The sequence below is a fragment of the Paraburkholderia acidisoli genome (assembly GCF_009789675.1).
Classification (GTDB): Bacteria; Pseudomonadota; Gammaproteobacteria; order Burkholderiales; family Burkholderiaceae; genus Paraburkholderia; species Paraburkholderia acidisoli.
The window spans coordinates 3,218,313-3,240,103 of record NZ_CP046913.1 but is presented as its reverse complement, the minus strand read 5'-3'; the positions used below and the strand labels follow the sequence as shown (position 1 = coordinate 3,240,103).

General features: G+C 65.3%; 23 protein-coding genes. 16 read left to right on the top strand and 7 right to left on the bottom strand.

Features of this window, described 5'->3' with window-relative positions; translation table 11 throughout:
• Positions 1-446 precede the first annotated feature (446 nt).
• The 4 genes from rpmH to yidC all read left to right on the top strand — a co-directional run bounded on the left by rpmH (position 447) and on the right by yidC (position 3,209).
• Positions 447-581 (top strand): 50S ribosomal protein L34, encoded by a 135-nt coding sequence (gene rpmH / locus FAZ98_RS14310; RefSeq protein WP_026120950.1) that lies wholly within the window; start codon positions 447-449, stop codon positions 579-581.
• Positions 582-663: 82 nt separating this feature from the next.
• Positions 664-1,173, top strand: coding sequence for a ribonuclease P protein component (rnpA, locus tag FAZ98_RS14305; protein WP_158951801.1), 510 nt, complete (start codon positions 664-666; stop codon positions 1,171-1,173).
• A 92-nt stretch (positions 1,174-1,265) separates the two neighbouring features.
• Positions 1,266-1,505 carry a membrane protein insertion efficiency factor YidD gene (gene yidD / locus FAZ98_RS14300; RefSeq protein ID WP_158951997.1) on the top strand — a complete coding sequence of 80 codons (240 nt, stop codon included), beginning with the start codon at positions 1,266-1,268 and terminating at the stop codon, positions 1,503-1,505.
• A gap of 30 nt (positions 1,506-1,535) precedes the next feature.
• Positions 1,536-3,209 (top strand): membrane protein insertase YidC, encoded by a 1,674-nt coding sequence (yidC, locus tag FAZ98_RS14295; protein WP_158951800.1) that lies wholly within the window; start codon positions 1,536-1,538, stop codon positions 3,207-3,209.
• Between the two features lie 155 nt (positions 3,210-3,364).
• On the opposite strand, the gene FAZ98_RS14290 is transcribed toward yidC, so the two are convergent.
• Entirely contained in the window at positions 3,365-3,787 is a 423-nt protein-coding gene (locus FAZ98_RS14290) for a transcriptional regulator (protein ID WP_158951799.1), read from the bottom strand.
• A 432-nt stretch (positions 3,788-4,219) separates the two neighbouring features.
• Between FAZ98_RS14290 and mnmE the strand changes: the two genes are divergently transcribed.
• From mnmE to FAZ98_RS14270, 4 genes are all read left to right on the top strand, one after another.
• Positions 4,220-5,620, top strand: coding sequence for a tRNA uridine-5-carboxymethylaminomethyl(34) synthesis GTPase MnmE (mnmE, locus tag FAZ98_RS14285; RefSeq protein ID WP_158951798.1), 1,401 nt, complete (start codon positions 4,220-4,222; stop codon positions 5,618-5,620).
• 264 nt (positions 5,621-5,884) lie between these two features.
• Entirely contained in the window at positions 5,885-6,085 is a 201-nt protein-coding gene (locus FAZ98_RS14280) for a hypothetical protein (RefSeq protein WP_158951797.1), read from the top strand.
• Between the two features lie 204 nt (positions 6,086-6,289).
• Positions 6,290-6,526: a hypothetical protein gene (locus FAZ98_RS14275; RefSeq protein WP_158951796.1), complete on the top strand. Its 237-nt coding sequence runs from the start codon at positions 6,290-6,292 to the stop codon at positions 6,524-6,526.
• A gap of 262 nt (positions 6,527-6,788) precedes the next feature.
• Complete coding sequence (locus FAZ98_RS14270) at positions 6,789-7,817, top strand: S1C family serine protease (protein ID WP_158951795.1); 1,029 nt, start codon at positions 6,789-6,791, stop codon at positions 7,815-7,817.
• Between the two features lie 141 nt (positions 7,818-7,958).
• On the opposite strand, the gene FAZ98_RS14265 is transcribed toward FAZ98_RS14270, so the two are convergent.
• The 3 genes from FAZ98_RS14265 to FAZ98_RS14260 all read right to left on the bottom strand — a co-directional run bounded on the left by FAZ98_RS14265 (position 7,959) and on the right by FAZ98_RS14260 (position 9,723).
• Positions 7,959-8,333: an ecotin precursor gene (locus FAZ98_RS14265; protein WP_158951794.1), complete on the bottom strand. Its 375-nt coding sequence runs from the start codon at positions 8,331-8,333 to the stop codon at positions 7,959-7,961.
• A gap of 245 nt (positions 8,334-8,578) precedes the next feature.
• On the bottom strand, positions 8,579-8,749 hold the full coding sequence (locus tag FAZ98_RS35385) for a hypothetical protein (RefSeq protein WP_199272274.1): 171 nt from the start codon (positions 8,747-8,749) through the stop codon (positions 8,579-8,581).
• A 347-nt stretch (positions 8,750-9,096) separates the two neighbouring features.
• Complete coding sequence (locus FAZ98_RS14260; RefSeq protein ID WP_158951793.1) at positions 9,097-9,723, bottom strand: LysE family translocator; 627 nt, start codon at positions 9,721-9,723, stop codon at positions 9,097-9,099.
• Positions 9,724-10,210: 487 nt separating this feature from the next.
• Between FAZ98_RS14260 and sap1 the strand changes: the two genes are divergently transcribed.
• Entirely contained in the window at positions 10,211-10,555 is a 345-nt protein-coding gene (gene sap1 / locus FAZ98_RS14255; RefSeq protein ID WP_407672065.1) for a surface attachment protein Sap1, read from the top strand.
• A gap of 264 nt (positions 10,556-10,819) precedes the next feature.
• Positions 10,820-11,374: a YaeQ family protein gene (locus tag FAZ98_RS14250; protein WP_158951791.1), complete on the top strand. Its 555-nt coding sequence runs from the start codon at positions 10,820-10,822 to the stop codon at positions 11,372-11,374.
• 78 nt (positions 11,375-11,452) lie between these two features.
• Here the strand turns inward: FAZ98_RS14250 and FAZ98_RS14245 are convergent, their stop codons facing one another.
• Complete coding sequence (locus tag FAZ98_RS14245) at positions 11,453-11,860, bottom strand: VOC family protein (RefSeq protein ID WP_158951790.1); 408 nt, start codon at positions 11,858-11,860, stop codon at positions 11,453-11,455.
• A gap of 601 nt (positions 11,861-12,461) precedes the next feature.
• On the opposite strand from FAZ98_RS14245, the gene ada reads away from it, so the two are divergent.
• The 5 genes from ada (at position 12,462) to FAZ98_RS14220 (ending at position 18,378) form a co-directional block, all read left to right on the top strand.
• Positions 12,462-13,658: a bifunctional DNA-binding transcriptional regulator/O6-methylguanine-DNA methyltransferase Ada gene (gene ada / locus FAZ98_RS14240; RefSeq protein ID WP_158951789.1), complete on the top strand. Its 1,197-nt coding sequence runs from the start codon at positions 12,462-12,464 to the stop codon at positions 13,656-13,658.
• A gap of 71 nt (positions 13,659-13,729) precedes the next feature.
• Positions 13,730-14,728 carry a DNA-3-methyladenine glycosylase family protein gene (locus tag FAZ98_RS14235; RefSeq protein WP_158951996.1) on the top strand — a complete coding sequence of 333 codons (999 nt, stop codon included), beginning with the start codon at positions 13,730-13,732 and terminating at the stop codon, positions 14,726-14,728.
• Positions 14,729-15,079: 351 nt separating this feature from the next.
• Positions 15,080-16,702, top strand: a complete 1,623-nt coding sequence (gene gshA / locus FAZ98_RS14230) for a glutamate--cysteine ligase (protein ID WP_158951788.1) — start codon at positions 15,080-15,082, stop codon at positions 16,700-16,702.
• A 271-nt stretch (positions 16,703-16,973) separates the two neighbouring features.
• Positions 16,974-17,456, top strand: a complete 483-nt coding sequence (locus FAZ98_RS14225; protein ID WP_233272624.1) for a hypothetical protein — start codon at positions 16,974-16,976, stop codon at positions 17,454-17,456.
• A gap of 205 nt (positions 17,457-17,661) precedes the next feature.
• A complete protein-coding gene (locus tag FAZ98_RS14220; protein ID WP_158951787.1) occupies positions 17,662-18,378 on the top strand; it encodes an OmpA family protein in 717 nt (238 codons plus the stop codon).
• A gap of 159 nt (positions 18,379-18,537) precedes the next feature.
• On the opposite strand, the gene FAZ98_RS14215 is transcribed toward FAZ98_RS14220, so the two are convergent.
• A complete protein-coding gene (locus FAZ98_RS14215) occupies positions 18,538-20,094 on the bottom strand; it encodes a DHA2 family efflux MFS transporter permease subunit (protein ID WP_158951786.1) in 1,557 nt (518 codons plus the stop codon).
• Between the two features lie 189 nt (positions 20,095-20,283).
• A complete protein-coding gene (locus tag FAZ98_RS14210; protein WP_158951785.1) occupies positions 20,284-20,799 on the bottom strand; it encodes a MarR family winged helix-turn-helix transcriptional regulator in 516 nt (171 codons plus the stop codon).
• A gap of 265 nt (positions 20,800-21,064) precedes the next feature.
• On the opposite strand from FAZ98_RS14210, the gene FAZ98_RS35380 reads away from it, so the two are divergent.
• Positions 21,065-21,616 carry a hypothetical protein gene (locus FAZ98_RS35380; RefSeq protein ID WP_199272273.1) on the top strand — a complete coding sequence of 184 codons (552 nt, stop codon included), beginning with the start codon at positions 21,065-21,067 and terminating at the stop codon, positions 21,614-21,616.
• Positions 21,617-21,791 lie beyond the last annotated feature (175 nt).

Sequence of the window (21,791 nt, the reverse complement as noted above, 5' to 3'; positions counted from 1 at the left end):
CGAATTGCTGTGGTCGTTTTGTTTGCATACGTTCGGCGCGCACTTCGCACTGTCGCCACATGGCGACGAGGCCCTGACGAGGCGACGCCAAATGCTCCGGACGCCCGCGCGGCAAGGGTTTTGCGGCAAGCAGGCGGGCCAGAGCGGCATGCAGGATTCTTGGGATAGGCGAGATTCTACCGCCGATTCCCGCCGTCCTGGGAGTTATCCACAGGGACGGATCAAAGCACGGACGTTCGGCTTGTACGGCTCCCCATCACCCCGTGACGCACCGTTCGGGAGCGCGTGGCGAAGCCTTCGTGAACGCTTCGATGCCCTAAACTATTGACGGCCAAAGAAAAACCGGATTAAATAGCGGGTTCCGTCAAAACCGAATCCCTTGTACCACCGGCCATTGCTTTTTTCCGCGATGCTCGCCGCGGTCAAATTCAACGAGTGAGAGCAACATGAAACGTACTTTCCAACCTTCCGTTACCCGTCGTAAGCGTACCCACGGTTTCCGCGTGCGCATGAAGACCGCTGGTGGCCGCAAAGTGATCAACGCACGCCGTGCGAAGGGTCGCAAGCGCCTCGCCGTCTAAGTCGGGCAGCGTCGCTATCAGCGAGATCACCGGTAGCGGCCGGATCGCGAACGAGACGAACAGGGCGATCGAGTCCGACGTCATGCCGTCGCGAACGCAAGCCGCTTTTCCGAAGGCCGCAAGGCTACTGAAAACGGATGAGTTCTCATCCGTTTTTCGTTTGCGCCCCTGGCGCCGGTCCGCGCATTTCGTCGTGTACGGCCGGGAAACCGGCAACGAGGCACGGCTCGGGCTCGTGATCGGCAAGAAGTTCGCGCCGCGCGCCGTCACGCGCAATCTGGTGCGACGGATCGCCCGCGAGGCGTTTCGCGTGCGCCGGGCGCAGTTCGAAGGTTTCGACCTGCTGCTGCGCCTGCACACGAAATTCGACCGCAAGGCGCTGCCCGGCGCGTCGTCGCCGGGGCTCAAGGCGCTCTGCCGGTCCGAAATCGAGTCGCTCTTCGAGAAAGCCGTGCGCGAGGTCGCGCGCCGCGCCGCGCCGGCTTCGTCCGCTGCGGCGAGTGCGGCCCCGGCGCCAGTGCGGCAAGACGCCGCGCAAGCCCTGCCGCCGGAATCCGGCGCAACGCAGACCGGTCCCTCGCGCGCGTCATGAAGGCGTCGCGGGAGTCCGGTCTGATCCACGCATCCGCCGCGCAAGCGGCACGACGTTCGTCTTCGAGCGCGGCGCAGTCGGGCCGCAACGCCATGCAAACGGTCCTGATCGCAGTTCTGCGTTTCTACAAGCTTGCCGTGAGTCCCCTGCTCGGCAACCGCTGCCGTTTTTATCCTTCCTGTTCGGACTACGCACGCGAGGCAATCCAGTATCATGGCGCCGCGCGTGGGACTTACCTCGCCGCGCGGCGGTTGTGTCGCTGCCATCCGTTTTCGGCGGGCGGCATCGATCTCGTTCCGCCTGTTCCGTCTGCATCACCGAAAAAGCGCTGAGGCGCCACTCCATCGACACTGAGACAACGCATGGATATCAAACGCACCGTCCTATGGGTCATCTTCTTCATGTCAGCTGTCCTGCTGTACGACAACTGGCAGCGCGACCATGGACGTCAGTCGATGTTCTTCCCGAGCGCGACGCAAACGCAGACGCAAACCGCCGCCAGCGGCGCCGCGCCCGCCAGCGCCGCTAACGGCGCGTCCGACCTGCCGGCCGCCGCCGCGGGCCAGGCGCCGACGAACACCGCCCAGCCGGCCGCGGCCGCCGCACAGCTCGTGCCGTTCCACACCGACGTCTACGACGGTTTGATCGACACGCGCGGCGGTACGCTCGTGAAGCTTTCGCTCGTGAAGGAAGGCGAAGGCAAGCAGCCGAACCAGTACATCACGCTGTTCGATCACACGAACGACCACACGTACCTCGCGCGCACGGGCCTGCTCGGCGGCGACTTCCCGAATCACAACGACGTGTTCACGGCCCAGCCGGGCGCGCACGAACTCACGGGCGACGCCAACTCGTTCCAGATGAGCTTCGACTCGCCGGTGAAGGGCGGCGTGAAGGTCACCAAGACCTACACGTTCACGAAGGGCAGCTACGTGATCGGCGTGGACACGAAGGTGCAGAACGTCGGCAGCACGCCGGTGTCGCCCACGCTCTACATGGAACTCGTGCGCGACAGCCAGCCGGTCGAAACGCCGCGCTTCTCGCACACCTTCATCGGGCCGGCGGTCTACTCGGAACAGCATCACTTCCAGAAGATCTCGTTCAGCGACATCGACAAGAACAAGGCCGATTTCGTGAACCAGGCGGACAACGGCTGGATCGCGATGGTGCAGCACTACTTCGCGACCGCGTGGATTCCGCAGCAAGGCGCGAAGCGTGACATCTACGTCGAGAAGTTCGACAACTCGCTGTATCGCGTGGGCGTCAAGCAGCCGCTCGGCACGATCGCGCCGGGTGCGACCGACAACGTGCAGGCGCGCCTCTTCGCGGGTCCGGAAGAAGAGCGCATGCTCGAAGGCATCGCGCCGGGTCTCGAACTCGTGAAGGACTACGGCTGGGTGACGATCATCGCCAAGCCGCTGTTCTGGCTGCTCGAGAAGATCCACAGCTACGTGGGCAACTGGGGCTGGGCGATCGTGCTGCTCACGCTGCTCATCAAGGCCGTGTTCTTCCCGCTCTCCGCCGCCAGCTACAAGTCGATGGCGCGCATGAAGGAAATCACGCCGCGCATGCAGGCGTTGCGCGAGCGCTTCAAGAGCGACCCGCAGAAGATGAACGCGGCGCTGATGGAGCTGTACAAGACCGAGAAGGTGAATCCGTTCGGCGGCTGTCTGCCGGTGGTGATCCAGATTCCGGTGTTCATCTCGCTGTACTGGGTGCTGCTCTCCTCGGTGGAAATGCGCGGCGCGCCGTGGATTCTGTGGATTCACGATCTGTCGCAGCAGGATCCGTTCTTCATCCTGCCGGTGCTGATGGCCGTCTCGATGTTCCTGCAGACGCGTCTGAACCCGACGCCGCCGGACCCCGTCCAGGCCAAGATGATGATGTTCATGCCGATCGCGTTCTCGGTCATGTTCTTCTTCTTCCCGGCGGGTCTCGTGCTGTACTACGTCGTGAACAACGTGCTCTCGATCGCGCAGCAGTACTACATCACGCGCATGATGGGCAAGGGCAAGAAGAAGGAAGTCGTGTCCTGAGTTGTGGGGCCGCGCCGGTTTTCACGATCGGCGCGCTTCTGGATACGGCGCCGCCCAAGGCGCCATCAAGGCACAAAAAAAGCCGTCCGGTGAAAATCGGACGGCTTTTTCGTTTTGCGCGGCTGTTTTCCACCGATGCCGCGGGCGCGAGCGCCTCAGTCCGTGTCGGCGTCGCCGTAAAACTGGGCGATGAGTTCCTGCACCAGATAACGATGATGCGCGCTCAAGGACTCGATCTTCGAGGCCAGCTCCAGCGACTCCTCGGAAAGCGGATACTTCTCGTCGAGCTTGCGCGGCCTCGGCACCGCGGCGGTGACGTTGCCCGGCGGCGGGCCGTAGTGCAGCCAGTGCACATCCACGCCGAACCATCTGGCCAGCGTCTCCAGCTTGTCGTGCGTCGGGATGGTGCGCCCGCTCAACCACTTGTGCGCGGTTTGCGGCGACACCGGCTGCTCGCCGTGATGCCGCAAATTGAATTGATTGGACAGGTCGGTGCTGCCACGCAGTTTTTCTGGCGCGCGCTTCATCGCGAACTTGAGACGTTCGGCAAACGCGGCTTTTTCTTCGGGAGTCGGCATGGGCCAGATTGTGCAACCCGAGATCGGCGAAGAAGACAACCACTTAGGCTATATTTAGCCCATATAAGTGATAATTCGCCCAAAGTTAATCATCTTATGATTTCTGTCGCAGGCAGTGCAAATGCGCCACGAGCCCCGTGCTGAAGCCCTTTCTGGCCGTGGCGGCCTCCGAAATCTGACAGAACGTCATAAGATCAATCTTAGCCAAATCAAGATAAAACGCGAAAGCTTGACTTGCGCCCTCGTCAGGCGTCACGCATGCGTCGCGATACAATGCGTCGCTTCCGGGCGCTGCTTTTCGTCCGCTGCGAGCCGTTGCCCCTATCGCTCGACGGCGGTCACGCGCCACGTGCCGCTTTCCGCTTGCGCCGCCTCGACCGCGATTGCGGCTCCCGCGGCGTGCCCTTCCCTGCTCCACGACCCGCTTTCGCCATGCTCGCCACCGACTCCGATCCCATCGTCGCCATTGCCACTGCGCCCGGACGCGGCGGGATCGGTGTCGTGCGCGTGTCGGCCGGGCGCGCCGGCGCGGCGCTCACCGAAGCGCTGATGCAGGCGCTCACGGGCCAGTTGCTCGCCGCGCGGCACGCGAGCTACGTGCCGTTCCTCGACGCGAGCGGCACCGTGCTCGACCGCGGCATCGCCCTCTCGTTTCCGGCGCCGCATTCGTACACCGGCGAGCACGTGCTCGAGCTGCAAGGCCACGGCGGCCCGATCGTGCTGCAGCTCGTGCTGCAACGTTGCGTGGAAGCCGGTCGTGCCTTCGGCTTGCGGCTCGCCGAACCGGGCGAATTCACGCGCCGCGCGTTCTTGAACGACAAGCTCGATCTGGCCCAGGCCGAGGCCGTGGCCGACCTCATCGAGGCCAGCACCGAGGCCGCCGCGCGCTCGGCGGGCCGCTCGCTCGACGGCGCGTTTTCGCGCGACATCCACGCGCTCGTGGACGACGTCGTGACGCTGCGCATGCTCGTGGAGGCGACGCTCGATTTCCCCGAGGAAGAGATCGACTTTCTCGAAGCTGCCGACGCGCGCGGCAAGCTCACGCACATTCGCGCCCAGCTCGACCACGTGCTCGCCGAGGCGCGTCAGGGCGCGCTCCTGCGCGAAGGCCTCGCGGTCGTGCTCGCGGGGCAGCCGAACGTGGGCAAGTCGTCGTTGCTCAACGCGCTCGCGGGCGCCGAGCTCGCGATCGTCACGCCCGTGGCCGGCACCACGCGCGACAAGATTTCGCAGACGATCCAGATCGAAGGCATTCCGCTGCATATCATCGATACGGCGGGCCTGCGCGAGACCGAAGACGAAGTGGAGAAGATCGGCATCGAGCGCACGTGGAACGAAATCGGGCGCGCCGACGTCGTGCTGCATCTGCTCGACGCGCGCGACGGCATGACCGCCGACGACGACACGATCGCCGCGCGCTTTCCCGCCGGCGTGCCCGTCGTGCGCGTGCTCAACAAAACCGACCTCACTGCCGTCGCGCCGGCCGTCACGAAGCGCCTGGCCGCCGACGGCCGCGAAGTGTGCGAACTGCGTCTCTCGGCGAAACAAGGCGACGGCGTGAGCCTGCTGCGCGCGGAACTGTTGCGCATCGCGGGCTGGCAGGCGGACGCGCAAAGCGTCTATCTCGCGCGCGAGCGGCATCTGATCGCGTTGCGCGCGGCGCGCGAGCATCTCGCCACGGCGGCGGCGCACGCGGATCAGGAAGCGCAGGTGCTCGACCTCTTCGCGGAAGAGTTGCGACTCGCGCAGGAAGCGCTCAATTCGATCACCGGCGAGTTCACGTCCGACGATTTGCTCGGCGTGATTTTCAGCCGGTTTTGTATCGGCAAATAACACGACGCATGGCGCGCCACACGCCATGCAATCATCATTAATTCGCAATCCAAACTAATTTTTCTTTGCTGCAAAGCCTCCCGTAAAACGGCCCGCGATGTCACGCGAAATTCACGCGCCAGACGGCACGAAACGGGCACGAAACGGGCGCAAAACGGCGCGAAATTAAATGCCGCTTGCTGTAATTAACCGACACACATCGTTGCGATTGCAAACGCTCAAACGCGCGCGAGACGCCAATAATGAGCGAATAGGAGAACGACGATGAAAGCAATCATTAGTGCAATCACCCTGCTCGCGGTCGGCGCCGGCCTGTCCGGCTGTGTGGTCGCGCCGCCTTACGCGTACGCGCCCGCGCCGGCTTACGGCTACGGTTACGCGCCCGGTTATTACGCCGCGCCGTCCGTGGATATTGGTGTGGGTGTCGGCGGCTATTACGGCGGTCACGGCGGCTGGCGACATTAAGGTTACCGTAATTCAGGTGGCCGTAATAAGCGCACCGTGACAAACGCGTTGCGACAAGCCATTCGAAAGCTTTAAAAACTTTAGGCCGATGCGGGTAATCCGCCCCTATCCGATGTGATAGCTATTGCACTGTGCGACATGCCACTAAAGTGGCGCCATACGTTCGTACAACGATAGATTGGACCATCGCATCCGGGGGCGAGCATGACCTTTATCGAAGCAGAGATCGCGCACATCACGCGCGCCGTAGCACCGTCTTTGTCCAACGGCATCGCGCCGACGGTGTTTTCATTCGATTACTGGTACGCGCGCCTTTCCGCGCTGCTCGACGCTCCGCAGGTTTCTCCGCTGCAGTTCCGCACGATCGACAAACTCATGCTGGAACTGGAAGCCATTCAAGCCACCATTGCCGCCGACGCGGTCGAAGCGATCGCCGCCTGAACGCGATTCGCCATTTACGCATTCGTGCCCGTACGCCTTCGCGGCGGATCGCGCCAACCCGCTACGTCTAACCTCGCCATGTCACCCGAGCATGGATTCGCCCGCGCAAGCGGGCTTCTTTCTTTGCGCAGACGCCAGTCGCCCGCGAAGCGTTCACGCCCTGATTAGCTGCCGCCAGCGCCGCAAGCCGCGCCGCGCGCGCACTTGAAAAAGCGCGCGCCGTCCCTGCATGTACTGCCCACTTTTTCTGGAGATTCGGATCGTGGGCAATCGACCCTCTTTTATCGACGATCTGGCTCGCGCAACGCCCGGCAGCGCGACCCAGCGCAGCGGCATCGACGACGACGCCGTCCTCGACGCCTATTCCCGCACCGTCATTGGCGCGCTCGAACGCGTTCAACAATCCGTCGCGCATATCGCCGTGGAACGCCGCGCGACGCCGCAAGCGCAAGGCGGCGCGCGCGGCGGCAGCGGCTCGGGTTTCCTCTTCACGCCCGACGGCTATCTGCTGACCAACAGCCACGTCGTGCACGGCGCGACCGACCTGCGCGTGACGCTCGCGGACGGCTCGACGTACGCGGCCGATCTCGTGGGCGACGACCCGAGCACCGACCTCGCGGTGTTGCGCATCGGGGCGACGGAAACGCTGCCGCATGCGCAGCTCGGCGATTCGGCGAGCTTGCGCGTCGGGCAGATCGCCATTGCCGTCGGGAGCCCGCTGGGGCTCGCGCAGACGGTCACCACCGGCGTGGTGTCGGCGCTCGGTCGCTCGTTGCGCTCGACGTCGGGCCGCATGATCTACGACGTGATTCAAACCGATGCGGCGCTCAATCCCGGCAATTCGGGCGGCCCGCTCGTCAATTCGGCGGGTCAGGTGATCGGCGTGAACACGGCCATCATTCCGGGCGCGCAGGCGATCTGCTTCGCCACCGCCATCGACAGCGCGAAATGGGTCATCACGCAGCTGTTCGCGCATGGGCGCGTGCGGCGCGCCTATATCGGCATGGCGGGAACCACGGTGCCGATCGCGCGCAAGGTACAGCGTTATTTCGATCTCGCTTCGACGAGCGGCGTGCGCGTGATGGAAATCGTCAAAGGCAGTCCGGCCGCGCTGGGCGGCCTGCGCGTGGACGACACCATCGTGACGATCGACGGCGTGAGCGTGGACGGCATCGACGCGGTGCAAAGGCTGCTCGACTTTTCGCGCATCGACCGCGAAGTGGAAATCGGCGTGGTGCGGCTCACGCAACGGCTCAATCTGCGCGTCACGCCGGTCGAACAAACGGGTTGAGCGGCGCAATCGTCCACGCTGCACCGACTTGCTTGCCTGCTTTTAAACCGCGCGGCGTAAAAAGCGCAGTGTGTAAAAACGAAGCGCGCCGGTCCGTGAGAACCGGCGCGCTCGATCGCGCCTGACACGCCCTGGAGCGGCTTACCAGCCGCCGCCCGGCTGCGCGTACACGGGCTGCGCATAGCCCGGCCGCTGCATGTAGCCGTCGTCGTATTGCGGCGGCGGGGGCGGCGGCGCGCCGCACGCCACGTAGCGGCCCGAATACTGGTCGTAGCACGCACCCGCCGGCGCGGCCGCGTAAGCGGGCTGCGCATACACCGGCGCGGGTTGCGCATAAACCGGTTGCGCGGGCACGGCCACCACCGGTCCGCTGTTGACAATCGCGCCCACGGCGGCGCCGATCAACGCCCCGCCCACGAGCGCGCCCACCACGTCGCCGCCATGATCGTGCGCGCTTGCGGGACCGGCCGCCACCGCGCATCCTGCCAGCACCAATACGGCCGCTATCTTTCGCATGTCGTTCTCCTTGAGAACTTTGAAAACATGTGAAGGATTGTCGGCGTTTCTCCGCGATACAGGTGCTGCAAGTGGTAACGACGGATTACGCGGCGTAATCCACGTAATACAGCCGCAAAGTGGCGCGGCGCCTGGGTGAGATGAAAAAGACCGCGTTCAGGCGGGTCCGAACGGACCGCGGGAAGTCGGGCGGCAGGTAATTCGTGCCGCCCGTGCCATCGAAACGCGTCGAGAAAGCGTGCGGTTCAGTGATGCAGAATGCTGCGCAACGGATGACGCCAGTCAATGTGATGTGCCGTGTCCGCTTGATCGTGCACGCGCTGTCTGTGTTCCTCGATGATCTCGTCGGAGAAAAGGAAGACGACAAGCACAAGGGGGATCACCAGAAACGCACCCAGTATTACGTGTTCGGTCACGATAACCTCCTGGTTGTCAAGCGGTTTGCCATTGCATTGTAGTCGCGGCGCGACAGTTTGCCCATATGGCGCACACTGAACCGCAATAACAATGTTCGCCAACCGTCACAGCGAGCCACAGCAGCGGACGTGCCCGATCGACAATCGATCGAACCGGAAAAATGGCGCGCGAATGCCGCGGGCAACGTCATGGGGATAACGCCTGGGATAACTCGCCGCTCACACCAGGATAAGTACTGGATAACACCTGGAAAACCTTGGAAGTGCGCACCGCCTGTAATCGACGGCGCGCGAAGCCCGCGGTTCGATCGGCAAGGCGGCTCGCGACGTGTAGCGCCGCTCGCGGCTCAGGCCGCCGCCTTTTTCCACGCTGCCGCGAACAAGCCCGCGCCGATCAGCAGCGTGCCGCCCGTGCGATTGATCGCGCGCTGCACGCGCGGGCTGCGCACCGCCTTGCGCGCTGCCGCGGCGAGCAGCGCGTAACCGAAGGCGTTGAGCGTCGCGAGCACGAGGAAGGTCGCTTCGAACACGACGATCTGCGAGGTGGCGGCCACGTGCGGGTCGATGAACTGCGGCACGAACGCGACGAAGAAAATGATGCTCTTCGGGTTGAGCGCCGTGACGGCGTAGGCGTGCGCGAAGATGCGGCCCGTGCGCGTTTCGGAGGTGTCGGCGGCTTCGGCCACGCCCACGGGCGCGCGCCAGAGCTTCACGCCCAGATAGATCAGGTACGCGGCACCGACCCATTTGAGCAGGGAAAACAGCGTGGCCGAAGCCGCGAGGATCACGCCAAGGCCGAGCATCGACGCGGTCATGGCCGTGAAATCGCCGAGCGCGACGCCGGCCGTCGTGGCGAGCGCATAGCGGCGGCCATGGCCGAGCGCATACGAAACGACGAGCAGCACCGTGGGGCCGGGAATGGCAACCAGTATCGCCGACGCGATCGCGAACGGCAGCCAGTGAGCGAGGGTCATGGAAGTCTCCAGAGTCTTTTTGCGAAGCCCGAGTTATCCATGAAATTTTCCGGCGCGCAAGGGCGATTTTCGTGTTCGGGAATCCGATGCTCATTCGCGCGCTGGCATCGTTTTTCTTCGGTGACCGGCACGTTCCGGGCTTGGAGAAGGCGTGCGTGGGCGCACGACTTTATATGCGGCGCGTCATGGTTTGTATTAAGCGGTTTAAATCCATTCGCGCTGTATCGGCAGTACGATTTCGATCCTTGGCAGGCAATCCACTCAAGGCGATTCATGACTTCGGATTAGCGGAAATCAACCTGGTTTTCGCGAATTCCCGTCACCAACGTACGCCTCGCGAAGTGCCCAAGGCACGCGGCTATTGCGCTCGCACACAAGATTGTCTTGCAGTCCTTATCCGCTCTTCTATGTTTAAAGACGCGGGTTTGGCGTCAAAGTTAAATACATAGCTAACCTGAATAAAATCCGCAGGAGGCAAACCATGAAAATGCGATTCGCGCCGGCAGCGCTGGTTTTTGCGGCCGCCAGTGTCACGTGCGCGGTTGCCGCGCAAGCGCAGGACGACGTCGTCAAACCGCAGCAAACGGTGCAGCTCAAGCCCGGCTCCTACGGTTGCCTCTCGAAGGACAAGCTCGACGCCGTGGCCTCGCACGAGCAGGCCGGCGAGCATCAGCAGATGCAGGAATACTTCTCGGGCTTCCAGTGCCTTTCCACGCCGGAAGGCCAGTCGTTCCGCGTGGTCCAGGTGGTCGGCCACGACATCGAATTCGTGAACGCCGCCAACGCCGACGAGCAAGGTCTCTGGACCAACGACCGCTTCATCAAGCAGTAACGCCTGCCTCTCGCGCGAAATTGATCGCCACCCGGCGCCGCGCGCCGGGTGAACGCTGTGTGATCGATTTTCAAACCGCCGTCATCTTTCCGCCCGATCCTTCCCGTTCATCGCTCGAAACGCGTCCGCGTTGCGTCGGTTCGCGTCGAGTTGCGTCGGATTCACGTCGATTCGTTTTGCGGAGGCGCTCGCGTGCCCGCATCGGCACGTCGATTGCTCGAATCTTCGCTATCATGTGCGGCTTTTGCGCGCCCGGGAACCGGCATGGCCCTCAAATCGACCATCTACAAAGCGGAATTGCAGATCGCGGACATGGACCGGCATTATTACGCCGACCATGCGCTCACGATCGCGCGTCATCCGTCCGAAACCGACGACCGCATGATGGTCCGCATCGCGGCGTTCGCGTTGTTCGCGAGCGATCGCCTCGAATTCTGCAAAGGCCTCTCCGACGTCGACGAACCCGATCTCTGGCGCAAGGACTACACCGGCGCGATCGAAACGTGGATCGAAGTGGGCCAGCCCGACGAGCGCCGCATCGCCAAGGCGAGCGGGCGCGCCAACGACGTCATCGTGATCGCGTACGGCGGCCGCACGTCGGACATCTGGTGGCAAGGCGTGCGCAGCAAGGTCGAGCGCCTTCGCAACGTGACCGTGTGGTCGCTGGGCGAAGAGGTGGCCGAGGCGCTGGGCAAGATCGCCGAACGCACCATGCGCCTGCAATGCACGGTGCAGGACGGCGAGGCGTGGATCGGCTCGTCGAACGCGGAGCCGGTGGCTGTCGAGTGGAGCGTGCTGAAGGCGCCCGAGAACGTTTGATGGCGCTCGCAGCGTGCCTGAACGGCGCCTGATGGGCGTTTGACCGTCTTTTCGAAGGATGCGCCTCGCGCGGACGATTCACGTGCGCGGCGGTCCTTTCAGCTCCACCATGTTGCCCTCCGGGTCGAAACAATAGAGCGACGGCCCGAGTCCTTCCGCGCCGTAGCGCTCGACCACCTCGCCGGGACGCGCGCCGTGCCGCGCGAGATGCGCGCTGAGCGCCGCGGCGTCGAACGGCTCCACGCGCAGACACAGGTGATCCATGTTGCGGCCCGTGCCCGTGGCCATGCCGGCGTCGCGATCGAGCTTGCCGCCCGCACCGATGATGTCGATGAGCGAACGCCCCGCGCGCAGCTGCACGAGGCCGATGTCGCGCTGTTCGCGCTCGAGCGTGCAGCCGATCACGTCGCAATAAAAACGCGTGAGCGCGGCCGGATCGGCGGCGCGGATGACCACATGGTCGATTTCGCGAATCGGGATACGCATGACGCCTCCGTTTTGCATTGGCACGCCTTGCATGGTGAACTCGTGCGCGGCGCGCGGCTATCGGCATTGACACGCGACATCGGCATCGACATCGACAGGCGATGAGGGCACGCAACGGCGCGCGCCGACTCGCCTTGACGGAGCGCTTCGGCACGAATGAATGAAGCAGGGGAAAATAGACGCGGCGCGGCGGGCGGGCGAAGGCAAAAAGCCGAAAACGGGCAACGCCTGCCACAAACGCTGGACGAAAAAAAGCCCGCTGCTGTGAGCGGGCTTAATCCATATCAGGAGGAGACATGGAGGAGACAAGAACCACTATACACAGCCGCCTGACGCGACGCAACAACTTTTTAAGGGAAAACCCGATAGTTGGGCATTTTGTCGCACGACGCGGCCCATCGCGCCATTCGGGATTCACCGAAGGCCGCGAAACCGCCGCCGCAGCGTCCGAATGACAGCCAATGCAGCGCAACCGCGAGACGAAGGCTGGCGAAAACACGCGAACCGGAGGGCAAAATGACAGCGCAAGATCCGGCGCGCTGCGTTCGGCGTGCGCGGCTACAGTGAAGCCATCCCAACCGGCTTTTCGAGGAGTGACGAGATGAGCGCCACCCAACCCACGAAACCCACGAAGCCCGCGCGCGCCGAACGCGGGGCAAGCACCGCGTGGTCGAGCGACGCCGAACGCTGGCGCGCCGTCGCTTCGCGCGACGTGAGCGCCGACGGCGCCTTTTTCTACGCCGTGCGCACGACCGGCGTGTTCTGCCGCCCGTCGTGCGCGTCGCGTCTGCCGCTGCGCGAGAACATCGAGTTTTTCGCCGATGCCGACGGCGCACGCGCCGCCGGGTATCGCGAATGCAAACGCTGCCGCCCCGGCGGCCTGCCGCGCGAGCTCGAGATCGTGCAGCGCGCCTGCGCGGCGCTCGACGCCGATCCGCAGCAACGCCTCACGCTCGCGCAATTGAGCGACGCCGTGCACCTGAGCCCGTTCCATTTGCAACGCCTGTTCAAGCGCGTGCTCGGGGTGTCGCCGCGTCAATACCAGGCCGCGCGCCGCGGCGCCGTGCTGCGCAACGCGCTGGGCGAGGGCACCGACGTCACGCGCGCCAGCGCCGACGCCGGTTTCGGTTCCTCGTCGCGGCTCTATCACAGCGTGCCGGGCGAACTCGGCATGGCGCCGTCCGCGTATCGGCGTAAAGGGGCGGGCCTCACGATCCGCTACGGCTGCGCGCCCACGCCGCTCGGCCGCGTGCTGATCGCATCGACGGACAAAGGCATCTGCCGCATTGCGTTCGACGACGACGTCGAAGCCTTGATCGGCGCGCTCAAGTCCGATTTCGCCAACGCGCAATGCGTGGAGGACGAGCAGGCCGTCGCGCCGTTCGTCGCCCAGATCGACGCCTATCTGCATGGCCGCCGCGAGCGCTTCGACCTGCCGCTCGACGTCGCGCCCACGGCGTTCCAGCAACGCGTCTGGGACGCGCTCCAGCGCATTCCCTACGGCGAAACGCGCAGCTACTCGCAGCTCGCCGAAGCGCTGGGCGCGCCGCGCGCGGTGCGTGCCGTGGCGAGCGCGTGCGCGTCGAATCCGGTGGCGCTCGCGATCCCGTGCCATCGCGTCGTGCAAAAGGGCGGCTCGCTCGCCGGCTATCGCTGGGGGCTCACGCGCAAGGCCGCGCTGCTCGACGCCGAAGCGCGCGCGGGCGAGATCCAGCCCGCCGCGAACGCGCACGACGCGCATACCGACGGACGCCACCTTCGGCGCAACCGCAGCGACACCCCGGAGACCACCGTTTGAGCGCTACCGCCGCACAGGCCGATACCCCAGCCGACGTACAAACCAGCGTACAAGCCGATGTCCCGACTGAAATTCGGCCAGCAAGCCAGCACGCCACGCTCGAACTGCCGTTTCGCGCGCCCTACGACTGGCCGCGCGTGTTGCGGTTCTTTCGCGGCCGCGCCATCCCGGGCGTCGAAGCGGTGGAAGACGACGCGTGGCTGCGCGCCATCGAGTTCGCGGGCGCGAGCGGCACGCTCGCCGTGCGCCGTCATGCGCGCAAGCGTTGCCTCGTGGTCGAGATCGACGGACCCGTGAGCGCTCACGCCCACGCGCTCGCCGCGCCGCTCTCGCGCATGTTCGATCTGCAAACCGATCCCGCCGCCGTCGCCGCGCAGCTCGCCACCGACCCGTGGCTCGCGCCGCTCGTCGAGGCCGCGCCGGGTCTGCGCGTGCCCGGCGCGTGGTCGGGCTTCGAACTCGTGGTGCGCGCGATCGTCGGGCAGCAGGTGAGCGTGAAGGCGGCCACCACCATCGTCGGGCGGCTCGTCACGCGCGTGGGCGAGCGCATCGAGTCGCATCCGCATGCGCTCACGGCCTGGCGCTTCCCCACGCCCGCCGCGCTCGCCGCCGCCGATCTCGCGGGCATCGGCATGCCGGGCAAGCGCGTCGCGGCCTTGCAGGGCTTCGCGCAGGCCGTCGCGAGCGGCGCCGTCACGATCGAGCGCAGCCACGCCGCCGTGGACGCGGGCCAGCCGCGCGCGCAACGCCGCAGCGGACGAACCGACGTACGCGCAGCCAGCGCCGTCCAGAAGGACGATCTCGACGCGATGCGCGCCGCGTTGCTCGCGCTGCCCGGCATCGGTCCATGGACGGTGGAATACGTGGCGATGCGCGCGTGGCGCGACCCCAACGCGTGGCCCGCGACCGATCTCGTGCTGATGCAGGCCATCGTGGCGCGCGACCCGGCGCTCGTGCGCCCGACCCAGCAGCGCGCGCGCACCGACACCTGGCAGCCGTTTCGCGCGTATGCGGCCATGCACTTGTGGAACGAGATCGCCGATCGCGCGGGCGCGGCGCGCGGCGGCTGAAGGCGCGCCGCGAGGTTGGCCGCACGGTGGCCTGAACCGTGAGCGCGCTGCCTTGAAACACGCGCTATCGACAGAGAAAAGCAGGTTGGGAAAAGCGCGGGGAAACCCGGCGGGAACCGGGCACGAACGGAGCGCGAGCGGAACACGAACGCGACGCCAACGCCTTGAATCGGCAGGAAAACGGCACGCCGAAGGCGCCTGAAACGGCACCTCGGCGGCGCCCGAAATCCGCGCCGAAGCGGCCTCAAGCAGGTCTTCCGGCGAGATGTTAAAGTGCCCGCTACCGAAAAAAATCCCCGCCGGCGGCCCCGCGCAGCACCGCGCCCGCCGGCCAGAGCCCGACCAGCCTCAATGTCAGACACGACTACTACACGCACGAACGACGTTCTCGCACAGCGCCTTTCCGTGCTGGGCGACGGGCCTTCTCGCGGCGCGCTCGCGCGCGGATTGCGCGGCATTGAAAAAGAGAGCCTGCGCGTGACGCGCGACGGCCGTCTCGCGATGTCGCCGCATGCAACGGCGCTCGGTTCGGCGCTCACGCATCCGTCGCTCACCACCGACTATTCGGAAGCGTTGATCGAGATCATCACGTCGGCGGAAAGCGACGCGTCCATCACGCTCGAGAAGCTCGACGAACTGCATCGCTACGTCTACGCCGTGCTCGCGCGCAACGGTGAAATGCTCTGGAACGAATCGATGCCGGGCCTGTTGCCCGCGACCGACGACGGCATTCCCATCGCGCGTTACGGCGACTCGAACATCGGCCGTCTCAAGTACGTGTATCGCATGGGTCTCGCGCTGCGTTACGGGCGCACGATGCAGTGCATCGCCGGCATTCACTACAACTATTCGCTCGACGACGAAGTGTGGCGCGCGCTGCACGCGCATCATCAGTCCACGGCCACGCTCACCGACTATCAGTCGGAGCGCTATCTCGCGCTGATCCGCAATTTCCGCCGCACGAGCTGGCTGCTGATGTACCTGTTCGGCGCGTCGCCCGCGCTCGACGCGCGCTTCCTGCGCGGCCGCGAGCACAAGCTCGAAGCCTTCGACGCCGAGACGCTCTATCTGCCGTACGCCACGAGCCTGCGCATGAGCGACCTCGGCTACTCGAACACCACGGGCCAGTCGGCGTTGCGCGCGGATTACGACACGCTGCCCGGTTACCTCGAAGCGCTCGCGCAGGCCGTGAGCCAGCCGTATCCGCCGTACGAGGCAATTGGCACGCACCGCGACGGCGAGTGGGTGCAGATCAACACCAACGTACTGCAGATCGAGAACGAGTTCTATTCGACCATTCGCCCGAAACGCGTCACGCATCCGGGCGAGCGGCCGCTGCATGCGCTCGCCGCGCGCGGCGTGCAGTACGTGGAAGTGCGCTGCATGGACATTGACCCGTTCGAGCCCACGGGCATCTCGCTCGAAACCGCGCGCTTTCTCGACGCCTACCTGCTCGCGTGCGCGCTCGACGAAAGCCCGCTGCTGCCCGCCGACGCCTACAACGAATCGAACGAGAACTTCGGCCTCGTGACGAAGGAAGGGCGCCGCCCGGGCCTCGTGCTCAAGCACGACGGCCAGGATGTGCCAATGCTCGACTGGGCCGGCGAGCTTTTCGAGAAGATCGGCCACGCGGCCGCGACGCTCGACGCCGTGCGCGGCACCGACGAGCACACGCGCTCGGTGGCGGCGCAGCGCCTGAAGCTCGCCGACGCGTCGCTCACGCCTTCGGCGCGCGTGCTGCAGACGATGAAGGACGAACGGCAAAGCTTCCTGCAATTCGCCCTCGCGCAAAGCGAGCGTCACGCCGCGCATTTCCTCGCGCGGCCGCTCGACGCCGCGACCATCGCGCGTTTCGAAACGCTCGCGCGCGAATCGCTCGACCAGCAGGCGCAACTCGAACGCGACGAAGTCGGTTCGTTCGACGCCTTCGTCGCCGCTTACCGCGCTTATACGCTCAACCGCTTCAGCGTCTGACCGGCATCCGTCGGCGTGACGCTTGCCGCGCACCGCTCGCCGCGCACCGCTCGCTCCGGGAACCTCGTTTGCTCGCAACGGATACGATACGTTGTGGTCCAAACGAGGTCCTACGGGTTGGCGCCGCGTGGCCTTCCCCGTGCGCGGAAACGCTCGCACGCCATGCCGGGCACGGAATCCGCCGGTATCGGGCTTCATGAAACGTCAAATCGATCCAATCGCGAAACACACGCGAGCCGCACAGAGCGGCTTTTTCTGGAGGACCCACGCGATGAAACGAATTCTTGCGATCCTGCTGTGCGCCACGGCCGTGGCCTGCGCGCCGCGCGGCCAGGTCAACCCCGACGTCATGCAGATCGCCACGGCGCCGCTCACCTGCTCGAACGCGAGCGAGTGCGCGCTCTGGTGGCAGCGCGCCGGCGACTGGGTGCGCAATCATTCGAAGTACGAAGTGCAGACCGCCACCGACACGCTGATCCAGACGTCCGGCCCCGGCGGCGGCAAGCGTCTGCTCGCCTACGAAATCACCAAAACGGCCAATAACGACGGCACCGCGACGATCGGCTTCGCCGCGCACTGCGACAGTTCGCTCGGCTGCAAACCGAACCCGTGGACGGCGGGCGCCGCGTTCAAGCAGTACGTGCGCACGGGCGTCGACGCACCGCTTCAGGGCGAGGGCAAAGCGGTTTCCGGCGACGACGAAACGGGCATGAGCGGCGCGACCGTGGCCGCGCCGGCGTCGAGCGCGCACTGAGTGCGCACTCGGCGTGACGGCCCCGACGGCCGCAAGTTCGCGCGCCCTTTGTGCAAGAAAATGGCGGGAGATAAGACGGAGATCGAATCCATTCGATTGACGATTTAAGCATCGTCTGATTGAGCGAGTAAATGGGGGGCACGTATCGTGAGCCTGCTTCGGCCCGCGCCGAACGGCTCACCCTCATCTACAAAATCAATCGACAATGAAACTGCGACTTCTGCCCGCAGCCGGTGCCCTGGCTGCGCTCATCGTCGGCGCCGCTGGCTGTACCACCGCATCGGGGCCCCTCCATAATCTCGACGTTCTCACGCTGGCGAACGGCACGCAGGCGTATCGCGTGCAATGTCTCGGCCTGCTCGAAAGCTCCAAGGCCTGCATGAAGAAGGTCAATGAGGTCTGCGGCAGCAAGACGCCGCTGCGCGTCTCGTCCACCGACCTCGCCGCCGCGGGCTTCAAGCCGGAAAACGACCCGCGCGAGATCGTCTTCATCTGCCAGACGCCGCAAGCCGCACCGCCGCCGCCGGCCGAGAAGCCCGTCGCGCAACCCCAGCCTTCCACGCAGCCGCGCAACATCACGCTGAACGCCGACGCCAACTTCGCGTTCGACAAGTCGGACCTGCTGCCCGCCGGCAAGCAGGCGCTCGATCGCTTCGTCGCGGAAAGCGACGGCGTGAACATCGGCACGGTCACGATCGACGGCCACACCGACTCGAAGGGTTCGAAGGCGTATAACGACCGCCTCTCGCTGCGCCGCGCGCAAACCGTGCGCAACTACCTCCAGTCGCGCGGCCTGCACGCCGGTCAGTACGAAATGCACGGCTACGGCTTCTCGAAGCCGGTCGACACGAACGCCACGGCGGAAGGCCGCGCCAAAAACCGCCGCGTCGAGATCCAGACGAACGGCGTCACGGTGCGCTGAGTTGCAACTGAGTCGCGGCTAAGTTGCAGCTAAGTCGCAGTTGAGTTGCAGCTGGGTTGCGGCCAGGTTTTGCCGTGGCAGCAGCAGCGGAATCGCTCCGCCAGGCTGCGCCACGGCCAGCGCTTCGCCTCATCGCGCGAAGCGCCGCTTGCGGGACCGTCAATGCCCCATCGACGGTCCCGCGCCTTTTTTGGGCTTCGTGATCCACACGAGTACGGCCAGCACGCAGAACACCACGCACGAAAGCCGGAAGAAGTCGTTCGTGGCCATCATGTAGCCCTGCGTCGTGACCACGTCGTTGAGCTTGGCCGTGAGACTCGCGCCCGTGTAGCCGAGGTTCGTGAGCGCGTCGCGGTACGCCACCGTCGCCTGCGAATACTGGCTCACCGACTCCGAGAGCACCGCGTGGTGATAGATCGCGTCGTCTTCCCAGAACGTCGTGCTCGCCGCCGTGCCGATCGCGCCCGAGAGCGTGCGCAGGAAATTCGATAACCCCGAGGCGCTCGCGAGCCGGTCGTCGGACACGCTGGAGAGCGTGATCGTCGTCATTGGCACGAAGAAGCACGCCACGCCGATACCTTGTACGAGACGCGGCAAGATCACGTGACCGAACGGCACGTCGAGCGTGAAGGTCGAATTCCAGATCGACACGAGCGCGAACACAATGAACGCGAAACTCGCCACCATCCGCAAATCCAGCCGGTGCATGTTGCGTCCGATCAGCGGCGAGAGCACGAGCGCGAGCAGCCCGACCGGCGCGGTCGCGAGACCGGCAATGCCGGCCGTGTAGCCCATCACCGTTTGCAGCCAGAGCGGAAAGATCACGACCGAGCCGAAAAAGGCCATGAAGCCGAACGAGATGATCAGCGCCCCGAGCGCGAAATTGCGGTCGCGAAACAGCGAGAGATCGACCACGGGCTCCTTCTCCGTGGCTTCCCACACCAGCATGAACGCCAGCGACACCACCGCGATGATCGCCAGCGTCGTGATGAAGGTCGAATTGAACCAGTCGCGGTCCTTGCCGAGGTCGAGCACCATCTGCAGGCAGGACACGCCGATCACGAGCAGCGCGAGGCCCACCGCGTCGATGCGCTGCTTCGTCGTTTTCGTTTCGCGGCCGCGCAGCAGCAGGTACGCGCACACGCCCGAAAAGAGCCCGATCGGCACGTTGATGTAGAAGATCCACGGCCACGTGTAGTTGTCGGTGATCCAGCCGCCCATCACCGGGCCGAAGATCGGCGCGACGATCACCGTCATCGCCCAGAGCCCGAGCGCGAGCCCGCGTTTTTCGGGCGGATACGAGCGCATGAGGATGGTTTGCGAGAGCGGCACCATCGGCCCGGAAACGAGACCCTGAATCAGCCGGAAGGCGATCAGCATTTCGAAGTTGCTCGCGAAGCCGCACGCCGCCGAGGCGAGCGTGAACAGCAGCACGGAGAGCGTGAAGAGCCGCACTTCGCCCACGCGGCGTGCGAGCCAGCCCGTGAGCGGCACCGCGATGGCCGAGGCGACCGAATACGACGAGATCACCCACGTGCCTTCGCTATTGGCAACGCCCAGGTTGCCCGAGATGGTCGGTACGGCCACGTTCGCGATGGAAGTGTCGAGCACTTCCATGAAGGTGCCGAGCGCGAGTCCGACGGTGAGCAGCGCGAGCGTGCCGCCGGAGAGCGGGGCGGGTTCGGCCTGCGCGGGCACTGTGGTGGTGGCGTCCATGTTCGCGTTCCCTGATTTCTGATTCTGTTTCGGTTGCGATCGATCCATTGCCGTTGCACGCATGTAGTGCGCAAAACAGCGCTGACGTTTCATGTCTGTGCATTCTCTGCCCAGACAGTTAAATGATTAGACTGCGGCCCCGTGCGCCTGATTGCTCCGGCGCGGGGCGTGCGGGCTGTCTAGTGGCGTTTAATCATCGATCTGGCCCTCTGGCGGTGCTTCCGGCCCGCCGGCGGCGCCGCAAACCGGCACCGTCGACGCGTCGTTGGCAATGAACCGCTGCAACAAGCCGACCAGCGTGGCGATTTCCTCGGGCGCGAAGCCGCGCAGCTGATCGCTCATCACCGCCGCCACCAGGTCGGGCAGTTGCTGCGCTGCGTCGCGGCCCTGGTCGGTGAGCGCGAGTTCGACCACGCGCCGGTCCGACTGGCTGCGCTGGCGCACCAGAAAACCCTTGCGCTCGAGCCGGTCGAGCATGCGCGTCATGGAGCCGGTGTCGTACGACAGCACGCGCGACATCTCGTTGGGCGTGCGCGCGCGCTCGAACCACAGCAGCAGCATGATGCCGATTTGCGACGACGTCAGGCCCAGCGGCGCCACCGCGCGATCGATGCGCGTGGCAAGCACGTTACGCGCCGTCGACAGGTAATAGCCGAGACTCGGCTCGACGCCGAACTTCGCCGGGACGAAAAGACCGTCGCTCATGAAAGCTCGCTCACTCTCTCAATACATCTCAAAAAAACGGTCGAATTATAGACGCTCGATAGCGATCTGATCGCTGCTCAGGCAGAGAAAACCGGCTCGCCTCTGCGTTGAACCGCGCGCCTCCCACGTTAGCAGCCAAAAAACAACAGATCGATTGATGCGCTGCAAAGTATGTTGAGGTTTGCTTGCATAGTCAATATTATGATAGGCAATCGTTTCTACACTGTTCCGTTTACTTTTCGTCCTCGCTCCGGTTCTTCGCGCCATGCTTTATCTGATCAACGCGCTCGGCGGCCTCGGCCGCTCCGTCACCGAGTCGGCCCGTCTTGCGCTCACGCAAGGCAGCGCCGCGTCGCGTTGGCGCAAGTTCGCGTTGTATGCGGCGATGTTCGCGCTGCCCGGCGGCTCGCTCGCCGTGGTGGCGATCGTATGGGCGCAGAACCGGCGCGCCAGAAAGGCGGCGGCGGCGGCGGCAACGGCCGGATCAATGGCGCCGGCGCTGCTGCCGGCACCAACCGCCCAGGCTAGCGCAGCCAGCGCGGCGAATGCGGCGCCCACTTCCCAGGCTTCCCAGGCTTGCGATGCGGCGCAACCGGCCTGCCGCGCGGCCTGCGGAACAACGGCTTCGGCGCAGGCGCGCCCGGCGGCGGCTGCGGTGTCGCTATTGTCCGCGTCGGCTGCGTCGGCGGTCTCGTCCCTTTCTGCAGGATCGGCGGCCGCTGCCACACGAGCGCTGCGCGCCGTGGGCAAGACCGGCACCGCGGAGGCGCTCGGCCGCATGCTGCCCGTGCGCCGCCCTCGCCGTAACGACGCGTAACCCGCGCGCCGCGCTCCGTCACACCTTCCCGCCCTTCCAAAGCGTAAGCTTGCGGATTCCGCGCAGCGCGCGGCGCGTGCGCTACCATTGCCGCAACGCGACAACCCCGTGCGCGCCGGCGCCTCCGATACCGCTGCACCACGCTGCGCGCTTCGCGAGGCATCGGTCGCCGGTC

Bases quoted from the DNA above. Each gene is read 5' to 3' on its own strand.
- rpmH (WP_026120950.1), top strand. From the start codon at position 447: ATGAAACGTACTTTCCAACCTTCCGTTACCCGTCGTAAGCGTACCCAC.
- rnpA (WP_158951801.1), top strand. From the start codon at position 664: ATGCCGTCGCGAACGCAAGCCGCTTTTCCGAAGGCCGCAAGGCTACTG.
- yidD (WP_158951997.1), top strand. From the start codon at position 1,266: ATGCAAACGGTCCTGATCGCAGTTCTGCGTTTCTACAAGCTTGCCGTG.
- yidC (WP_158951800.1), top strand. From the start codon at position 1,536: ATGGATATCAAACGCACCGTCCTATGGGTCATCTTCTTCATGTCAGCT.
- FAZ98_RS14290 (WP_158951799.1), bottom strand. From the start codon at position 3,787: ATGCCGACTCCCGAAGAAAAAGCCGCGTTTGCCGAACGTCTCAAGTTC.
- mnmE (WP_158951798.1), top strand. From the start codon at position 4,220: ATGCTCGCCACCGACTCCGATCCCATCGTCGCCATTGCCACTGCGCCC.
- FAZ98_RS14280 (WP_158951797.1), top strand. From the start codon at position 5,885: ATGAAAGCAATCATTAGTGCAATCACCCTGCTCGCGGTCGGCGCCGGC.
- FAZ98_RS14275 (WP_158951796.1), top strand. From the start codon at position 6,290: ATGACCTTTATCGAAGCAGAGATCGCGCACATCACGCGCGCCGTAGCA.
- FAZ98_RS14265 (WP_158951794.1), bottom strand. From the start codon at position 8,333: ATGCGAAAGATAGCGGCCGTATTGGTGCTGGCAGGATGCGCGGTGGCG.
- FAZ98_RS14260 (WP_158951793.1), bottom strand. From the start codon at position 9,723: ATGACCCTCGCTCACTGGCTGCCGTTCGCGATCGCGTCGGCGATACTG.
- sap1 (WP_407672065.1), top strand. From the start codon at position 10,211: ATGCGATTCGCGCCGGCAGCGCTGGTTTTTGCGGCCGCCAGTGTCACG.
- FAZ98_RS14250 (WP_158951791.1), top strand. From the start codon at position 10,820: ATGGCCCTCAAATCGACCATCTACAAAGCGGAATTGCAGATCGCGGAC.
- FAZ98_RS14245 (WP_158951790.1), bottom strand. From the start codon at position 11,860: ATGCGTATCCCGATTCGCGAAATCGACCATGTGGTCATCCGCGCCGCC.
- ada (WP_158951789.1), top strand. From the start codon at position 12,462: ATGAGCGCCACCCAACCCACGAAACCCACGAAGCCCGCGCGCGCCGAA.
- gshA (WP_158951788.1), top strand. From the start codon at position 15,080: ATGTCAGACACGACTACTACACGCACGAACGACGTTCTCGCACAGCGC.
- FAZ98_RS14225 (WP_233272624.1), top strand. From the start codon at position 16,974: ATGAAACGAATTCTTGCGATCCTGCTGTGCGCCACGGCCGTGGCCTGC.
- FAZ98_RS14220 (WP_158951787.1), top strand. From the start codon at position 17,662: ATGAAACTGCGACTTCTGCCCGCAGCCGGTGCCCTGGCTGCGCTCATC.
- FAZ98_RS14215 (WP_158951786.1), bottom strand. From the start codon at position 20,094: ATGGACGCCACCACCACAGTGCCCGCGCAGGCCGAACCCGCCCCGCTC.
- FAZ98_RS14210 (WP_158951785.1), bottom strand. From the start codon at position 20,799: ATGAGCGACGGTCTTTTCGTCCCGGCGAAGTTCGGCGTCGAGCCGAGT.
- FAZ98_RS35380 (WP_199272273.1), top strand. From the start codon at position 21,065: ATGCTTTATCTGATCAACGCGCTCGGCGGCCTCGGCCGCTCCGTCACC.